Origin of the sequence: Sphingomonas zeae, assembly GCF_014197135.1 — a bacterium.
GTDB classification, from domain to species: Bacteria; Pseudomonadota; Alphaproteobacteria; order Sphingomonadales; family Sphingomonadaceae; genus Sphingomonas; species Sphingomonas zeae.
Genome location: NZ_JACIFA010000001.1, coordinates 486,675 through 503,895, shown reverse-complemented (window position 1 = coordinate 503,895; position 17,221 = coordinate 486,675). Strand labels below are relative to the sequence as shown.

The 17,221-nt window shown below is 67.8% G+C and carries 20 protein-coding genes; 19 read left to right on the top strand and 1 reads right to left on the bottom strand.

Going from position 1 to position 17,221, the window contains the following annotated elements; genetic code table 11:
- Positions 1-79: 79 nt before the first annotated feature.
- From GGR45_RS02440 to GGR45_RS02430, 3 genes are all read left to right on the top strand, one after another.
- Positions 80-4,417, top strand: coding sequence for a strawberry notch family protein (locus tag GGR45_RS02440; protein WP_013041738.1), 4,338 nt, complete (start codon positions 80-82; stop codon positions 4,415-4,417).
- The gene (locus GGR45_RS02435) at positions 4,417-5,451 is read left to right on the top strand and encodes a DUF7146 domain-containing protein (protein WP_013041737.1); all 1,035 of its coding nucleotides are present in this window, start codon (positions 4,417-4,419) and stop codon (positions 5,449-5,451) included. Before GGR45_RS02440 ends, GGR45_RS02435 begins: the two co-directional genes overlap by 1 nt.
- A gap of 293 nt (positions 5,452-5,744) precedes the next feature.
- A complete protein-coding gene (locus GGR45_RS02430) occupies positions 5,745-6,668 on the top strand; it encodes a DUF2493 domain-containing protein (protein WP_013041736.1) in 924 nt (307 codons plus the stop codon).
- A gap of 73 nt (positions 6,669-6,741) precedes the next feature.
- On the opposite strand, the gene GGR45_RS02425 is transcribed toward GGR45_RS02430, so the two are convergent.
- Positions 6,742-6,951 carry a hypothetical protein gene (locus GGR45_RS02425; RefSeq protein WP_013041735.1) on the bottom strand — a complete coding sequence of 70 codons (210 nt, stop codon included), beginning with the start codon at positions 6,949-6,951 and terminating at the stop codon, positions 6,742-6,744.
- Positions 6,952-7,264: 313 nt separating this feature from the next.
- On the opposite strand from GGR45_RS02425, the gene GGR45_RS02420 reads away from it, so the two are divergent.
- From GGR45_RS02420 to GGR45_RS02350, 16 genes are all read left to right on the top strand, one after another.
- On the top strand, positions 7,265-7,432 hold the full coding sequence (locus GGR45_RS02420; RefSeq protein WP_021223113.1) for a hypothetical protein: 168 nt from the start codon (positions 7,265-7,267) through the stop codon (positions 7,430-7,432).
- Between the two features lie 126 nt (positions 7,433-7,558).
- The gene (locus GGR45_RS02415) at positions 7,559-8,017 is read left to right on the top strand and encodes a hypothetical protein (RefSeq protein WP_425505830.1); all 459 of its coding nucleotides are present in this window, start codon (positions 7,559-7,561) and stop codon (positions 8,015-8,017) included.
- A gap of 560 nt (positions 8,018-8,577) precedes the next feature.
- A complete protein-coding gene (locus GGR45_RS02410) occupies positions 8,578-8,904 on the top strand; it encodes a DUF736 domain-containing protein (RefSeq protein ID WP_013041730.1) in 327 nt (108 codons plus the stop codon).
- A gap of 186 nt (positions 8,905-9,090) precedes the next feature.
- Positions 9,091-9,333: a helix-turn-helix domain-containing protein gene (locus GGR45_RS02405; protein WP_013041729.1), complete on the top strand. Its 243-nt coding sequence runs from the start codon at positions 9,091-9,093 to the stop codon at positions 9,331-9,333.
- Positions 9,334-9,448: 115 nt separating this feature from the next.
- Positions 9,449-9,718 carry a DNA -binding domain-containing protein gene (locus tag GGR45_RS02400; RefSeq protein WP_021223117.1) on the top strand — a complete coding sequence of 90 codons (270 nt, stop codon included), beginning with the start codon at positions 9,449-9,451 and terminating at the stop codon, positions 9,716-9,718.
- 120 nt (positions 9,719-9,838) lie between these two features.
- On the top strand, positions 9,839-10,153 hold the full coding sequence (locus tag GGR45_RS19970; RefSeq protein ID WP_221235826.1) for a transcriptional regulator domain-containing protein: 315 nt from the start codon (positions 9,839-9,841) through the stop codon (positions 10,151-10,153).
- A complete protein-coding gene (locus tag GGR45_RS19615; protein WP_013041727.1) occupies positions 10,098-10,604 on the top strand; it encodes a DUF2285 domain-containing protein in 507 nt (168 codons plus the stop codon). Before GGR45_RS19970 ends, GGR45_RS19615 begins: the two co-directional genes overlap by 56 nt.
- A gap of 127 nt (positions 10,605-10,731) precedes the next feature.
- Complete coding sequence (locus GGR45_RS02390; protein WP_013041726.1) at positions 10,732-11,007, top strand: helix-turn-helix transcriptional regulator; 276 nt, start codon at positions 10,732-10,734, stop codon at positions 11,005-11,007.
- Between the two features lie 11 nt (positions 11,008-11,018).
- The gene (locus GGR45_RS02385; protein ID WP_013041725.1) at positions 11,019-11,906 is read left to right on the top strand and encodes a replication initiator protein A; all 888 of its coding nucleotides are present in this window, start codon (positions 11,019-11,021) and stop codon (positions 11,904-11,906) included.
- 208 nt (positions 11,907-12,114) lie between these two features.
- Positions 12,115-12,753: a ParA family partition ATPase gene (gene parA / locus GGR45_RS02380; RefSeq protein WP_013041724.1), complete on the top strand. Its 639-nt coding sequence runs from the start codon at positions 12,115-12,117 to the stop codon at positions 12,751-12,753.
- Entirely contained in the window at positions 12,750-13,004 is a 255-nt protein-coding gene (locus GGR45_RS02375) for a hypothetical protein (RefSeq protein WP_013041723.1), read from the top strand. Before parA ends, GGR45_RS02375 begins: the two co-directional genes overlap by 4 nt.
- The gene (locus tag GGR45_RS02370; protein WP_013041722.1) at positions 13,001-13,519 is read left to right on the top strand and encodes a DUF2840 domain-containing protein; all 519 of its coding nucleotides are present in this window, start codon (positions 13,001-13,003) and stop codon (positions 13,517-13,519) included. The genes GGR45_RS02375 and GGR45_RS02370 overlap by 4 nt, the downstream gene beginning before the upstream one ends.
- Complete coding sequence (locus GGR45_RS02365) at positions 13,516-14,061, top strand: S26 family signal peptidase (protein ID WP_013041721.1); 546 nt, start codon at positions 13,516-13,518, stop codon at positions 14,059-14,061. Before GGR45_RS02370 ends, GGR45_RS02365 begins: the two co-directional genes overlap by 4 nt.
- A 46-nt stretch (positions 14,062-14,107) precedes the next feature.
- Positions 14,108-14,455, top strand: a complete 348-nt coding sequence (locus GGR45_RS02360) for a DUF736 domain-containing protein (RefSeq protein WP_013041720.1) — start codon at positions 14,108-14,110, stop codon at positions 14,453-14,455.
- 126 nt (positions 14,456-14,581) lie between these two features.
- Positions 14,582-15,223 (top strand): lytic transglycosylase domain-containing protein, encoded by a 642-nt coding sequence (locus GGR45_RS02355; RefSeq protein ID WP_021223119.1) that lies wholly within the window; start codon positions 14,582-14,584, stop codon positions 15,221-15,223.
- A 244-nt stretch (positions 15,224-15,467) separates the two neighbouring features.
- Entirely contained in the window at positions 15,468-17,207 is a 1,740-nt protein-coding gene (locus GGR45_RS02350) for a relaxase/mobilization nuclease domain-containing protein (protein ID WP_013041718.1), read from the top strand.
- Positions 17,208-17,221: the final 14 nt, after the last annotated feature.

Below are 17,221 nucleotides of genomic sequence, written 5' to 3'. Positions count from 1 at the left end.
GGACGGGTTTGAGCCCGTCCGGTCCAGAGAGAGCGCCGACGCGGCTCATCCGTGTCCCGCTCTCCTGAAAGTGACCTCCATGCTCCAAGCTCCGCTTGTCGCGGCCGAACCGGCCGCCACGCCTCTGTCTGTCTCCGGTTGCGCTCCTGCTGCGGCCGTTTTCGCCACCGCCCGGCATCTCCTCCCGCATCTTGAACAAGGCCGATCGGTCGACGCGGCGACGCTGCGCACCGCCATGCAGGCGGCGTTCGGCGCGTCCGACGCAGCCGGCGCCTGGGACTGGAAGACCGCCTACGACGCGTGCGAGGCCGCCACGGTCCTGTTCCTGCGCAAATACGGAAAGGCGATCTTCCGCAAATCCGCATCGCCGGCTACGCGGCTCGCCGCGCTCGCCAAGATCGCCGGACTGCTCCCGACCCATACCCGCCGATCCGAGGAGGCCCAGGCCTTCCAGCAATTCTCGACGCCGGTCCCGCTCGGCTTCGCTGCGATGACGGCCGCTGCACTCATGCCGGCCGACCGTGTGCTCGAGCCCTCCGCCGGCACCGGGCTGCTCGCCGTCCTCGCCGAGACTGCGGGTGCATCGCTCATCCTCAACGAGTTGGCTGAGACCCGCGCCGATCTTCTCGCCTCTCTCTTTCCGGCCGTGTCCGTCACGCGCTTCGACGCGGCCCAGATCGACGACCATCTCGATCCGGCCGCCGCGCCGAGCATCGTCATCATGAACCCGCCATTCTCCGTGATGGCGAACGTCTCCGGCCGCGTCGCCGACGCCGCCTACCGGCATATCGCCTCCGCGCTCGCCCGGCTGGCCGATGGCGGGCGCCTGGTCGCCATCACCGGCGCGAACTTCTCGCCCGAGCTTCCGGCCTGGCGGGACGCCTTCGTCCGTCTGCAGGGGCGTGGGCGCGTCGTGTTCACCGCCGCGGTCGCCGGTTCGGTCTATGCCAAGCACGGCACGACCATCGAGACCCGCCTGACCGTCATCGACAAGGCGCCGGCCGACGACCCCGAGCGGTTCCCAGCCTCCGCCGGCACCGCGCCCGATGTCGCGACGCTGCTCGGCTGGATCGGCGCGCAGATCCCCGCGCGCCTGCCGGTCTCGATCGCGCGTCCCGCCGCGACGGCGGCCCCCACCCCGCGCACGGTGCGGGGCTATCTCGCCCGCACGGCGACGGCCCAACCCGCCCGCCGCATCGCTGAGGTTCAAGGCGTGCCGCTCGCCTATGAGACCATCGACTGGACGCCCCCGGAAAGCGGCCGCCTGTCGGACTCGATCTACGAGGCCTATGCGCTCCAGTCGATCCGCATCGCCGGCGCGCAGCCGCATCCGACCAAGCTGGTCCAGTCCGCCGCCATGGCCTCGGTCGCGCCGCCAAAGCCGAGCTACCGACCGACGCTGCCGGCGCCGATCGTCACCGACGGCATCCTCTCCGACGCCCAGCTCGAGACGGTGATTTACGCTGGCGATGCCCATAGCGAATATCTCGCCGGTGCCTGGACCGTGGACGAGACCGGCGATCTCGTCACCGCCGCGCCGGACGACGCGCCGAAGGCGGTCCGCTTCCGTCGTGGTTTCATGCTCGGCGACGGCACCGGCGCCGGCAAGGGCCGCCAGTCGGCCGGCATCATTCTCGACAACTGGCTTCAGGGCCGCCGCAAGGCGGTCTGGATCTCCAAATCCGACAAGCTGCTCGAAGACGCGCAGCGCGACTGGTCGGCCCTCGGCATGGAGCGCCTGCTGGTCACCCCGCTGTCGCGTTTCCCCCAGGGCTCGGCGATCCGGCTTGAGGAAGGCGTCCTTTTCACCACCTACGCCACGCTACGATCCGACGACCGCGGCGAAAAGCTTTCGCGCGTCAAGCAGATCGTCGAATGGTTGGGCTCCGATTTCGACGGAGTGATCATTTTCGACGAGAGCCACGCGATGCAGAACGCCGGCGGCGGCAAGGGAGAACGGGGCGACGTCGCCCCATCGCAGCAAGGCCGTGCGGGGCTGAGGCTCCAGCACATGCTGCCGAATGCCCGCGTCGTCTATGTCTCGGCGACCGGCGCCACCACCGTCCACAATCTCGCCTACGCCCAGCGGCTCGGCCTGTGGGGCGGCGAAGATTTCCCCTTCGCCAACCGCGCCGAATTCGTCGAAGCGGTCGAGAATGGCGGCGTCGCGGCCATGGAGGTGCTCGCCCGCGACCTGCGCTCACTCGGCCTCTACACGGCCCGCTCGCTCTCCTACGACGGCGTCGAATACGAGCTGGTCGAGCACCAGCTCACGCCCGAGCAGACCCGCATCTACGATGCCTATGCCGGCGCCTTCGCCATCATCCATAATCATCTCGACGCCGCGATGCAGGCCGCCAACATCACCGGGGACAGCGGTACGCTGAACCGGCAGGCCAAGTCGGCTGCGCGCTCAGCCTTCGAGAGCGCCAAGCAGCGCTTCTTCGGCCACCTCCTGACCAGCATGAAAACGCCGACGCTGATCCGCTCGATCGAGCAGGACCTGACGGACGGCCACTCCGCCGTCATCCAGATCGTCTCTACGGGCGAAGCCCTTATGGAACGTCGCCTGGCCGAGATCCCGACCGAGGAATGGAACGACGTGCGCGTCGACATCACCCCTCGCGAATATGTGCTGGACTATCTCGCCCAATCCTTCCCGGTCCTGCTCTACGAGCCGTTCTCGGACAGCGAGGGCAATCTGTCGTCGCGGCCGGTCTATCGCGACGGCCAGCCCGTCGAGAGCCGAGAGGCCGTGGCCCGGCGCGACGAACTGATCGAACGGCTCGCCTCGCTGCCCCCCGTCCCAGGGGCGCTCGACCAGATCGTCCAGCGCTTCGGCACGGACGTTGTCGCCGAGGTGACAGGGCGGTCGCGCCGCGTCGTCCGACGCGGCGAGCGCCTTGCCGTCGAGAACAGGGCGGCGTCCGCCAATCTCGCGGAGGCGGCCGCGTTCATGGACGATGACAAGCGCGTCCTCGTCTTCTCCGACGCCGGCGGCACCGGCCGCAGCTACCACGCCGACCTTGCCGCCAGGAACCAGCGCCTGCGCATCCACTATCTGCTTGAGCCTGGCTGGAAGGCCGACGCGGCGATCCAGGGCCTCGGTCGCACCAACCGCACCAATCAGGCGCAGCCGCCGCTCTTCCGACCGATCGCCACCGACGTGAAGGCCGAGAAGCGGTTCCTCTCGACCATCGCCCGGCGGCTCGACACCCTCGGCGCGATCACGCGCGGCCAACGCCAGACCGGGGGCCAGGGCCTGTTCCGGCCCGAGGACAATCTGGAGAGCCCATATGCCCGCGATGCGCTGCGCCAGCTCTATCTTCTGCTCGTGCGCGGCAAGGTCGACGGCTGCTCGCTCGACCGCTTCGAGTCCGCCACCGGCCTCAAGCTGACGGACGACAACGGCATCAAGGACGAGCTGCCGCCGATCACCACCTTCCTCAATCGCCTGCTGGCGCTCACCATCGACCTACAAGGTGTTCTCTTCACGGCCTTTGAGCAGCTCCTGACGGCGAAGATCGAGGGCGCGATCCACAGCGGCCACTATGACGTCGGACTGGAGACGCTCCAGGCGGAGAGCTTCGTGGTCACCGACAGCCAGGTGATCCATACCCATCCCGGCACCTCCGCAGAGACGCGCCTGCTGACCATCATGCGGCGCGAACGCAACCGTCCGACCCCGTTGGCCGATGCACTCCATCATCTCGCTGACCCCCGCGCGCGGCTCCTCGTCAACGGCCGTTCCGGCCGCGCCGCCGTGCAGATACCCGCGCCGTCGATGATGCTCGACGACGGCGAGATCGAACGGCGCGTCTGCCTCATCCGACCGATGGAGCAGCACTATGCGCCGCTCCGCATGATGGACGAGAGTCATTGGGAGGAAGTCGCCGATGCTGCTTTCGCCGCCGCCTGGGAGGCCGAGCTCGCCGAGCTGCCTGAATTCTCCGACAGCACGATCCATATCGTCGCTGGCCTGCTCCTGCCGATCTGGAAGCGGCTCCCCAACGAGTCGACCCGGGTCTACCGGCTCCAGACGGACGCCGGCGAGCGTATCATCGGCCGCCGGGTCTCCCCGGCCTGGGCCGCGAACGCCGCGAACGCCGCGACGACAGGCGCGGCATCGCTGTCGCCCGCGCACGCCTTCACGGCTCTGATGGACGGGACGACGATCCTCGACCTTGCGGAAGGTCTCCAGCTTCGACGCGCAAGGGTCATGAGCGCGCATCGCCTGGAGCTCACCGGCTTCTCCGAGGCGATGCGCGATCGGCTGCGGGCCTATGGCCTGTTCAGCGAGATCATCTCATGGAAGCTACGCTTCTTCGTCCCCGCCGACGCCAACGGTCCGGCTGTGCTGGCGAAGCTGCTGGACACCTATCCGGTGGCGCGCATCTCCGAGCGGGAGGCGGCGTGATGGCTCGCCAGGACGCATCCGATCTCGCACAGCGTCTCGGCCGTCAGGCCGAGGCGGTGTGCCGCCACTACCTGTCCAGAGGCCGGCGCGAGGGCCGCTACTGGCTCGTCGGCGACGTACGCAACACGCCGGGCCGCTCGATGTATGTGCGGCTGAAGGATTCGCCCAAGGGTCCCGCGGGCAAGTGGACCGACGCCGCCACGGGCGAACATGGCGATCTGCTCGACGTGATACGCGAAAGCTGCGGCCTTGTAGATTTCAAGGACGTCGCCGACGAGGCCCGGACCTTCCTCAGCATGCCGCAGCCAGAGCCGAGACCGGCGCTCCTGCGTCAGGGCCCGGCGCCGCACGGTTCGCCGGAAGCGGCACGCCGTCTTGTCGCAATGTCCCAGCCAATCGCCGGGACGCTCGTGCAGTCGTATTTGCGCGAACGCGCGATCACGGACTTGCGCGGAACCGGAAATCTCCATTTCCATCCGCGCTGCTACTACCGGCCCGACGACTATTCACCGACCGAGACCTGGCCCGCCATGATCGCGGCCGTCACCGACCTGCGTGGCAGGATCACCGGGGCGCATCGCACCTGGCTCGATCCGCGACGCCGCGACAAGGCGCCTCTGGACACCCCGCGCCGGGCGATGGGTGACCTTCTTGGGCATGCAGTCCGCTTCGGTCTCGGCAGCGAGGTGATGGCGGCCGGCGAGGGCATCGAGACCGTTCTGTCGATCCGGCAAGTCCTGCCCGACATGCCGATGATGGCGGCGCTCTCGGCAGCCCATCTCGCCGCCATCCTGTTCCCCGACACACTGCGCCGGCTCTATATCCTGCGCGACAATGATCCGGCCGGCGATGGTGCGCGGGACAGCCTGGTCGAACGGGCGAACGCGGCCGGGATCGAGGCGATGGTCATCTCGCCCCAGCTCGGCGACTTCAACGAGGATCTCCGCACCCTCGGCCGCGCTGCCCTCCGCAGTCAGACTCGGGTTCAGATCGGGCCGCAGGACGTCGCACGCTTCCTGGCGTTGGCGGCATAGCCGGCAAGGAACGGGCGTGACGGCTGCGCCGCCGTGCGCGCCCGGATGCATCGATCCGTCTAAGGGACCGCGCCTCGGCCTTCGAGAGGGCGATCGGCCCACAAGCCGGCCAGCCCGGCAATGGCGGCGGCCGACTATTTTCCGGCGGCCCTGCGGGCCTTTCCATCGCGAGACAAAATAGCCGGCCTTAGCCATCGAGCCCTGCGCTGCGCTCCGGGTGCCGAGCCGTCCGGCCCGTGGGCTTCGTCGCCATGAAGGCCGCGACGGTCGCGGTCCAATCGACGGAGCATCCCATGGACGCGCATGACGACTTCGAACCGCACCACGAATCCTCTCAAACCGACCATGTCCTCAACGAACTTCAGCTTCATGGCTATCGGCCCTTTGCCGATGAACCCGATCAACGGCTCCTGCCCGACGGCAACGCGGTGGCGGGCGCCGTCGCCGACATCTTCGACGCGCTGATCGTCACGCTGGAAGACACGCGCCTCGAACCCGACCTCGACGATCTCCTCTGGTCGACCGTGAACCTCTTCCACCGCGCTACCGAGCGGGTCGCACGCGAGCTCGACGACAACGAGCAGGCGCAGAAGCGCGCGCAGCGGGAACAGGACGGCAGCGAAGTGAAGTCGGTCGAGCTGGAGCGCCTGATCGCCGAGGGCAAGACGCTCATCGAACGCCAGAACGCCTTCGAGCTGATGCGCGACCAGGCGGCCGAGCATTACGAACGCCAGGTCGGCAAGGCATGGCTGCCGCGCAGCGGGTCGAAGGTCAACCACCGCAATCTCACCTCGGCGATGATCGACAGCCGCGACTTCCTCATGGCGAAGAAGCGCGCCGATCAGGAGGTGCTGCTACCCCCCGGCCCGAAGATCGTCGTGACCGGCGGTCTCGATTTCAACGATCACCGGCTGATCTGGGCCAAGCTCGACCAGGTGCATGAGAAGCATCCGGACATGGTGCTGGTCCATGGCAAGTCGCCGAAGGGCGCCGACAAGATTGCGTCGCTGTGGGCCAAGAACCGCAACGTGCCGCAGATCGGCTTCGCGCCCGACTGGACGAAGCACGGTCGCGCGGCGCCGTTCAAGCGCAACGACCAGATGCTGGAGATCGTGCCAAAGGGCGTGATGCATTTCCCGGGAACGGGCATCCACGACAACCTTGCCGACAAGGCCAAGAAGCTCGGCATCCCGGTCTGGAAGTTCGGCGGCGCGTGAGCGCCGCCTTCGCTTTTCTCTCACTGTCGCCATTACGCAGATGCGTATCGGCGTATTTCCGCAAACGCGCTTTTCAATCCGGCTCGCCCGTCACGGCGATCCGGGCGGATCGCGCATAGTGCGCGAGCTCGGTGTCGTTCTCGATCAGCGCATCGAGCAGCACCTTCATGTCCGCCTGGTCGGAGGCCGACTGAAATGGACCCGGCTGACGTTCGATGGCCAGCACGGCGATCGCGAGGGCCTTCTTCACGAGATGCAGGTCTCTGCCTGTGAACTCCGCCATTGTTCGTTCCTCGCGACTCCAAGCCTGCCGCCAGCAGCATAGCCAATAGCCGCGCCGAGTGGGACATGGTGCAGGCAAAGCAGAGCAGAGCATCGAGGCGAGTGATGTGGGTTCCTGACGCGAGAACCACCTCCGCCTGTCAGCGCTGATCCTTGGTCCGACCGCGGACTTGTCGCCATCAACCCGTAAAGGGTCGGCTATGCGAGCATGCCGCCGCTGCGGCTGCGCCTGCGCGGTGATTGCAGTCCACGGCCGGACACGTCGGGCGCCTGTCGGCGGGGGATGGTCCCCCGCTCCAGCAGGAGCCCAGCAAATGTCCCTCAACGACGCTCACGCCTACGCTTTCAGCCTCGCCACCACCCTGATGGCGGCCATCGTCATCTTCCAGGCCGGCGACGGGACGCTCTCGGTCATGCCCGCCAGCGAATACGACGGCGACGCCTCGGAGATCGTTCATGAAATCGACCCCTTCGCCCCCTGACCGGGCGCAGCAGGCCGCGCCGAGCGGGAGTCGCTTGCGATTTCCGCTCCCGGCTGGGGCCATATTCCGCTATAGTCCGGGTGCGCCGTGGTGGTGGTGGCAGGCGCGACCGTCAGACCTATCGTCATGGAGGCCACCACCATGATCATTCTCGCAATCCTCGCCTCACTCGCCGCCATCGGCGTGCTGTGCTGGCTGCTGTTCACCCTGGCCGTCTTCGCCCTTCCGGCCTTCGTTGGCGCGACCGTGGGCGCTTGGGCCCACGGGACCGGCGCCGGCCTGCCAGGCGCCATTCTCGCCGGCCTCGTCGCGGCTGCCGTCACGCTCGCGGTCGGCCAGCTCGCGATCCTGTTCGTGCGGCCCCTATGGCTGAAGCTGATCGTGGCCATCGCCTTCGTCGCCCCGGCGGCGATCGCCGGGTTCCACGCAACGCACGGCATCGTCAAGCATCTCATGCCGTCCGACGCGTGGCAGATCACCTTCTCCGTCATCGGCGCAATTGCGGTCGGCGTCACCGCCTTGGTGCGGGTCGCGGGGATGGCGACGGCGCCAGCCCCGTCCGGCCAGAGCCTCGCACAGGCCTGATCGCTCAGCCTCATGCGGCGGACCGGAAAGCGGTTCGCACGAGACATCCACATCGTATGAGGGCGGATGCGGTGGAGCGTGCCGCGCGGTTCGACGCTGGGCCGGGGTCACGACCGGGGCTGGAGCGCTACCGGCGGCTGCACGGTCTCGGGGCAGACCTATGATCGGGCGCGGCGCTCTCTGCGGTGGCGTCTAAGCCGAGGATGCAGCAAGCAGCCTGGACGAGGGAGCGAAGGCCGGCAAGTCCTTTGTCCGCGCCGGATTGCCGATCCAGGGTGGCCGCCATCATCTCCGTTATCTGACCCGTGCCTCGACCGCTCCAAACGGCCTCTTCAATGGCCTGATCTGGCCGAAGGGCGGCTAAAGCCTCGATCGCCTATGGCGCAACAGCGGCGTCAAACTTTCTTCCCCTGCCGGCTGCGCCGTCATTCCTCGCGAGGCAAGAAAGCCCTCCTTTGCTGTCCAGCCCCTGCGGGGTGCGCCGTCGATCGCCTCCGACCCGTCGATCGCCATCGAGGCCGCAATGGTGCGGGCTCGAATACGGAAAACGGAGACTTACAATGGCGACCATCGGAACCTTCAAGAAGACCGGCTCGAACGAGTTCACCGGCGAAATCGTCACCCTCAGCGTCCAGGCCAAGGGCGTGCGCATTGTTCCCGACACCCGCGCCACCGGCGAGAACGCCCCCAGCCACCGGGTTCTGGTCGGCCGCGCCGAGATCGGCGCCGCCTGGTCCAAGCGCTCCAACGAGGGTCGCGACTATCTGGGCCTCAAGCTCGACGACCCGAGCTTCACCGCTCCGATCTACGCCAACCTCTTCGACGACGAGGACGGCGATACCTTCTCGCTGATCTGGTCCCGCCCCAACGGGCGGCGCGGCGACTAAGGCCCCCGCGCAAGGCCCCGGCCGAAAGGCCGGGGCCTTTGACGTCCAAGGCGACCGAATCAGTCGGCGGCGAATTCGCCGAACGCGCACCCGCAGAACGGCAAATGGGTGGCCAGGCGAAGAAGGAGCGACTATTATAGTCGTAGTTCTGGCGTGCGCGTAGGTCCGAGTGGGAGGTGATCATGCATGATCACCGCCCGACAATCGCGGGCCGCACGCGCGTTGCTGGGTTGGACACAGGAGACGCTCGCTGACAGGGCCCGAGTATCACTGACCGCGCTGAAGCGCCTCGAATCGCCGAGCGGTCTCGAGGTCTACGAGAGCACGCGCGACGAGGTCAGACGAGCCTTCGAACGAGCCGGCATCGTTTTCCTGAGTTCCGACCAGGGCATGGGAGTGATGCTGGTTCATGCGAAGACGGAGAGCTGACAGCTCGCGGCACTGTCAGGGCGCTCGGTCTTGCTGGAGTCGCCGGGCCGCTGGGCTATGGTCAAATCAGCGTTAACAATCTCCTCCAGAATGGATAGAACCTGTGCCCCGGGGGATGAAGGTGACCAAGCACAATTTTCTCGATCAGCCACCCGGTGACGCCGAGCTGACGGCCTACGACAAGGCTCACGCAACCGTATATCTCCGCCTGCTCGACGCCGAAACCCAGGGAGCGCCTTGGCAGGACGTGGTGGAAGTGCTGTTCGGTCTCAGTGCCGAAGACGATCCGGAGCGGGCGTCGCTCGTCTATTCCACCCACTTGGCGAGAGCGCGCTGGATGACTGAGAACGGCTTCGAACAGCTCCTGAGACCTCAGCTCCACTAGCCCCGTGATGCGGATCATGCATCACGCTGATCCCAGTCCGTTCTTCCCCACCGCCTCTCAACTTGGAATCGTACCGTCCGCAACGCTCGCGTCAAAGATAAGGCGGGAAGGCGGTAGGAAATGCCCGACGAAGAAAGCTGGCGGTCTGAATCCGCCTATACCTATATCGATCAGTTGAATGCGGAGGAGCTCGCTTGGGAGTTCCTCCGTCGAAATCCCGAGTACCGCGCTGGCTATCATGAATTACTGTCAGCCGGTCATATGACCTGGGAAGCGGCGACGAATTTCGCTTCTCGTTGGGGGTTGCGATTTCGCCGCCGACCCCGAAATCCCCGCCACTTCCCAACCGGTCTCCTGGTCGGCCCAGATAGATCCGGCCGTGATTCTCTTCCGCAGCGGCCCGACACCGAGATCCGGCGAACCGCTCACTGTTGAGGAAATCCGGGCGCACGCCAGTTTCGCGCACGAAGCGGTCCCATCGCAGCTCCGCCTGGGCGGTGAGCGCTACAGCGTCGACCTGGCCGCGATTGGCGATGGGAAGCCGCTCGCCGCGCTCATCACGCTCGACGAACTGACGCCCGATCGCTTGACGGCGCTCGGCCGATTCTGGGCAGCCCTCACCGGCAAGACGGTCGCGCCTGATCCGCGTATCACGCCGCAGCGGCGGCGTCGCGCGCAGCAGATGCTGCGCGTCGTCGACGCGCGCGCCACCGGCGCCACCTACCGCGCGATCGCCGACCAAATCTTCCCACAGCATGACCAGGATGCGGCGACGTGGGTCGGTAGCGCGATCCGCGAAACCACAATCCGCATGGCCCGCGACGGGATGAAGCTCGTACGCGGCGGCTATCTCGCGCTGCTCCGGCGACCACGCCGGGATCGCTGACGCCGCGCAAGGTGTCGAATTTAGAATCCTTACTTCGACATCGTCCGAGGCGCCGTCCTCGCGCCACCGTGCTCGCAATGCGCCGCTCGTTCGCAGCGGCCGCCCGCGAGACCACGGAGGTGCGATCATGGCCGAGACAGCCGCCAATCTACCGACACGCTACCTGAGAACGCAGGAGGCGGCGCGCTTCCTCGGCCTTTCTGAACGCACGCTCGAGAAGCACCGCACCTACGGAACCGGTCCGACCTATCGAAAGCTCGGCGGACGCGTCGTCTATTCCGTCGATGACCTTCAAGCCTGGGCGGATCGGGGTCTCGTCACCTCGACCTCGGATCCGCGCAGCGGCACGGTACTGCCCGCCAAACGTCAGCCCGCGTCGGCCAACGGCGGCCTTCTGCGCTGACCCCGGTCCCCATGTCGTCCCGCCCCCAGCAACGCGACGAGCGCGCCCAGCTCGATCTGTTCCGGGCATTGCCCGGCGATCTCGCGCCGCGCGACGCGCAGGACCTCATGGCCTATCCGTTCTTCTCGCTTGGGAAGTCGAAACGCCTCGCGCCGATCGACTTCAAATCGGGCTCCGTCAAAATCCGCGTCGAGGCGGTGCCGGAGCACGGCATGGCGACCATCTGGGACGCCGACGTCCTCATCTGGGCCGCATCGCAGATCGTCGAAGCGCGCGACGTCGGCCTGCGCCCGTCGCGCCTCATGGCGACGACGCCTTATGAGATTCTGAACTTCATCGGTCGCGGCGTATCCCTACGCGACTACGACCGCCTGAAGGCGGCGCTGGACCGGCTGCAGTCGACCACCGTGGCGACGTCCATCCGCCAGCCGACCGAGCGGCGGATGCATCGCTTCTCCTGGATCAACGAGTGGAAGGAGCGCGCGGATGATCGCGGCCGGCCGCTCGGCCTCGAGCTGATCGTGCCCGACTGGTTCTACGGCGCGGTGCTGGACGACGCGCTCGTGCTCACCATCGATCGCACCTACTTCAGGCTGACCGGCGGGCTCGAGCGGTGGCTGTACCGCCTGGTGCGCAAGCACGGCGGCAAACAGGAGTTCGGCTGGAGCTTCGACTTCCCGCACCTCCACGCCAAATCCGGCAGCCTCTCGCCGCTCAAGCACTTCGCCTACGACCTGCGCGACATCGTCAAGCGCCAGCCGCTGCCGGGCTATCGCCTGACCATCGAGCAATGCGTCGGCGGGCCCGAAATCCTGTCCTTCGTACCGACCGAGCCCGACGCGCTCGGCATCCCGCGCCGACGTCGGCGGTCGACCACTCGCTCTGGGGAAAAGCTGTGAATCGTCTCGTGCTATCAGGGACCGGCGCTATCGTGCCATCGAGGACCCGATCCTCGTGCTATCGGGGACCAGAATCGTCGATTCTGCTCGCCAAATCAGTAGCTTGCGCGCCCCCTAACTTCTCTAACCTAGATTCCTTCGGAATCTTTCTAACGGACCGGCGCTTTTCGGCCGCTGTGGACGAGTCCCCTTGTCCCGCGAGACCGTCATGATCGTCGCGCTGCTCAACCAGAAGGGCGGCGTGGGCAAGACGACGCTCGCGCTGCACCTGGCCGGCGAGTGGGCGCGCCATGGCAAGCGCGTCACGCTCATCGACGCCGATCCGCAGGGATCGGCCCTCGACTGGTCGCAGCAGCGCAGCCGGGAGGGGCTGGGGCGGCTGTTCGGTGTCGTCGGCCTGGCGCGCGACACCCTGCACCGCGAGGCGCCGGAACTGGCCCGCGACGCCGACCATGTCGTCATCGACGGGCCGCCGCGCGTCGCCGGCCTCATGCGCTCGGCGCTCCTTGCGGCCGACCTCGTGCTGATTCCGGTGCAACCGTCGCCGCTCGACGGCTGGGCCTCGGCCGAGATGCTCTCCTTGCTCGGCGAGGCGCGCATCTACCGCCCGGAGCTCGCCGCGCGCTTCGTGCTGAACCGCTGCGCAGCCCGCACGGTGCTCGCTCGCGAGACGGCGGAGACCCTCGCCGATCACGATCCGCCGCTGCTCGCGACGACCATCGGCCAGCGCATCGTCTTCGCCGATGTCGTTCAGACCGGTCGGCTGGCCGCCGAGCAGGACGAGGATTGCCCTGGCGCGCGCGAGATCGCCGCGTTCGCCGCGGAAGTCGCGGGGATCGGCGCATGAGCGAGCGGTCCCCGAAGCGCAGCTTTGCGGCGCGTCCCGCCGATCCCGAAGGCTGGATCAAGGCGCCCGACCGCCACGCCCCCCTTGGCCAGCCCGCCGAGGACTTCTCGGCCCGGCTGACGATCGACGTCACCTCCGACATGCGCGGCCGTATAAAGATCGCGGCGTTCCAGCGCGGCCTGACCGTCGCCGACATGCTGCGCGCCCTGTTCGAGCGTGAGTTCCCGCCCCGGTCAGGAGAGGGCCAATGACCGGCCTCGTCGCCGCGCCCCCATGCGTCGGCCGCGCTTGCGCCGAGCCGTCCGAGCACCTCACCCAGGTCGAACTCGTCTGGATCGAGAAGCAGACCGAGCACTGGATCCGCTTCGGTCGCGAGCTGCGCGAACAGATCCTCGATCGCCGCAGACGGCTCCTCTTTTTCCCTCCTGGTGCGACCTTCGCGCTGGTCCGCTGGGCGGCGAACGAGCACGGCACCGTGCTCTCGCGGCTCGACATCATGCGCGCCGTTGCGCGTGGCGCGGCGTGCCAGACGGTGCCGACCGTCACGCCCGGCGGCGACTTTCTGCTTCGTGTCGACGGTTGGCCGAAGGTGGAGCGCGTGCTCCAGCTCGTCGACGCGATCGAGGCGGCCGGGATCGATCCCGGCGATGTTTCGCCCGATCACTGGCGCCACGTCCACAACCGCCTCGCAGCCGGGGAGACGCCACGGACCTACACGCCGGCGCACCACCGCGCCTTCCTCCTGCGCCGGGAGATCGGCGCATGACCCGGCTCGGCTACGCCATCACCACGACGGGCGCGGTGTCATTGCTCGGCATCCTGTCGATCGTCTCGTTCGCGCCGAAGCTGATCTGGAACGCTTCGGCGAGCACGCCGATCGGTCTCTACCGCGTCGAGCCGGACCGGTCACCCGAAGTGACCGACCTAGTCGCCGTGCGCCCGCCCGAACCGCTGGCCAGCTTCCTTGCCGATGGCGGTTATCTGCCGCGCGGCGTGCCGCTCCTGAAGCGGGTCGCCGCGCTTCCCGGGCAGCGGGTCTGTCGAACCGGCCTCGCCATTACGGTCGACGCCGTGCCGATGGGCGACGCGCTGGATCACGATCGCCGCGGCAATCCTTTACCGGTCTGGAAGGGCTGCCGCGTCGTCGCGCCCGGCGAGCTGTTCCTGATGAACTGGCAGGTCCGCGACAGCCTGGACGGCCGGTACTTCGGGCCGCTTCCCGCGTCCGCCGTGATCGGGCGGGCCATCCCTCTCTACACCGACGAGGACCGCGACGGCCGCTTCGTCTGGCGCGCACCGACGCGGTGACGGTGCGTCCCATGTCCAACCTCACCGCACATCCACGGAGGCAATCATGTCCCTGATCGGTCAATTCACGCGCGACGGTTCCGGCTTCATCGGCAATTTGCAGACGCTCGCGCTGCATCAGGACATCATCATCGTTCCCGCCGAACCGTCCGACGCCGACAACGCGCCGGATTACCGCGTCCATGTCTTCGACGGCATGAACAACGAAACCGGCGCCGAGATCGGCGCGGGCTGGAAGCGCACCGGAGAGAAGGCCGGTGACTACGTCTCGCTTCACCTCGACGATCCCACCTTCGGACATCCGATCCGTGCGAACCTCTTCCAGTCGGCCGACGACAAGTCCGCCTGGGGCCTGCACTGGAACCGGCCGCCGAAGCGCGGCGAGCGGGACTGAGCGGTGCCGTCCCGCCGCTATCACGCTGTCGCCGGGCGGTCCGCCGCCGTCCGGCTGACGGCCCTCCTTTTCCTTCCCGGCCTGCCCGCCGCAGCGCTTCCGGCGTTGCCTGCCAGCGCGCAGACTATGCCCCCGGCGCGCATCGACGCGGCCGACCCTCATGCCGGCTTCGTCACCGAAGCCGCCCGCCGGTTCGCTATCCCGGAGCTCTGGATTCGCGCCGTCATGCGCGTCGAAAGCCGCGGCGACGCGCGCGCCATCTCCCCCAAGGGTGCAATCGGCCTCATGCAAGTCATGCCGGCCACCTGGACGGAAATGCGCACCCGCTATGCGCTTGGACCGGACCCCTACGATCCGCGCGACAACATTCTGGCGGGCGCCGCCTATCTGCGCGAGATGCACGACCGCTACGGCTCGCCGGGCTTCCTGGCGGCCTATAACGCCGGTCCCGGCCGCTATGAGGACTATCGCGATCGCGGCCGCACCCTGCCGGCGGAAACGCGCGCCTACCTCGCCATGCTTGTGCCGGTCATCGATGGGGCCGGCCTGCCATCCCCTGTCATCGTCGCAGTCGCCGATCCGCTGGCCTGGACACGCGCGCCGCTGTTCATCGCACAGGCCGAGGCGCCGCCGCGCGCAGAGGTTCGGCACGATGACGGCGATCCGGCTGCAGCATCATCGCAGCGTCGAGAACGGGATTTTGCGCCCGCCGATCCGCAAACCGGCGGCCTCTTCGTCGTCCAAACCGCCAGTGCGGGGCCGCGATGAGCACGGTGGCACTCCAGGCGGCGTTGTCGGGCTCCGGGATAGGATTGGCGGGAGCGGAGGGAAGCACAGGCACCACAACCGCACGATGGCAGGATAAAGGGCCGCGATGTGCGGCCTTGGGCGGTTGTGGTTTTTCAAGGGGTTATGGCGCGTTTGCGCGATGTGCGCCTGATCGGCGCAAGGTGCGCGACGCGCATTTCATCAAGGATTTCCGCGCCGTTGCGCGATGTGCGGGGCTTCGACCATGAGCGTCGAGGACGACTTCCGCATCCGGCCCGGCCGCATCCGCTCGACCAAGGCGCAGCAGGCCCGGCCTTTCATCGCGCAGGCGCTCGCCGCTGCCCAGAAGGCGGGCGGCTCGGTCTCTCGGAAAGGCAAGATCGGCCCCGGCAACCGCTCGCGCTTCGGGCGCGGTCAGCGCGCCGCGGTGCAAGCCAATCGCTTCCTCACCGCCCGCTCGCGCGGGGCGGTCATCAAGGCGCGTGTCGTCCGCAGCGGCGGCCGCTCCGCCCCGCTCGCGACCCATCTCGGCTATCTGCGCCGCGAGGGCGTTACCCGGGATGGGGAGAAGGCCCGGCTGTTCGGCCCGGGCGGCGATGACCTCGACCCGAAGGAATTTGCCGAGCGCTGCGAAGATGATCGCCACCATTTTCGGTTCATCGTCTCGCCGGACGACGCGCTGGAGATGTCGGACCTGCGCTCCTTCACCCGCGGTCTCGTCGGCCAGATGGAGAAGGATCTCGGCACCAAGCTCGACTGGACGGCCGTCGACCATTGGAACACCGAGCATCCCCACGTCCATCTGATCGTGCGCGGCGTGCGCGACGACAGCGAGAACCTCGTCATCTCCCGCGACTACATCAGGGAGGGCATGCGCGATCGCGCCCGTGATCTCATCACCCAAGAGCTGGGCCCGCGCACCGATCACGACATCCGCCGTAGCCTCGAGCGCCAGATCGAAGCCGAGCGCTGGACCAGCCTCGATCGGCAGCTCGCCCGTGATGGCTACCGGACCGGCGTCGTCGATCTCGCGCCGCGCCCGGATCGACAACCCGACGAGTTTCACGCGCTGAAGGTCGGCCGCCTGCGCAAGCTCGAAACGCTCGGCCTCGCCAACGAGATTGGCCCAGGCCAATGGGTCATCGCCGAGCGGGCGGAGACGACGCTGCGCGAGCTCGGCGAGCGCGGCGACATCATCAAGCGCATCCATCGCGGGCTGACCGAGCGCGGCATCGACCGTGGCGCGGCAAGTTACGTGCTTGCCGCGGAGAACATCGACGATCCAATCGTCGGCCGGCTGGTCGCGCGCGGCCTCGACAACGAATTGAAGGGGACGGCCTTTGCTGTTGTTGACGGCGTCGACGGCCGAACCCATCACATGAAGCTGCCCGACCTCGACGCCGCCGGCGACAGCGCGCCGGGATCGATCGTTGAGCTACGCCGCTTCGACGATGCACGCGGTCAACGCCGCGTCGCGCTCGCCGTCCGCTCCGATCTCGACATCTCCCGGCAAGTCACCGCCACGGGCGCCACCTGGCTTGACCGGCAGGCGATCGCGCGCGAGCCGGCCGCCTTGGGAGGCGGCGGCTTCGGCGTCGAAGTTCGCGACGCCATGGATCGGCGCGCTGAGCATCTGATCGACCAGCGGCTCGCCGAACGGCACGGCCAGAGCGTCATCTTCTCGCGCAATCTCATCGAGACGCTGCGCCGACGCGAGCTTGACGCGCTGGCGGACAAGCTCGCCGCGGAGACCGGCCGGACATTCGCCAAGGCTGGGAGCGGCGAATACGTCGCCGGCACCTATCGGCAGCGGCTCACGCTCGCATCGGGCCGCTTCGCCATGATCGACGATGGCCTCGGCTTTCAACTCGTGCCCTGGACGCCGTCCCTCGACCGCCAGCTCGGGCAGCATGTCTCCGGCGTCGCCCGCAATGACGGCGGCGTCGACTGGAGCTTCGGGCGCAAGCGGGGCCTCGGCCTCTAGCGCAGATCAAGAAG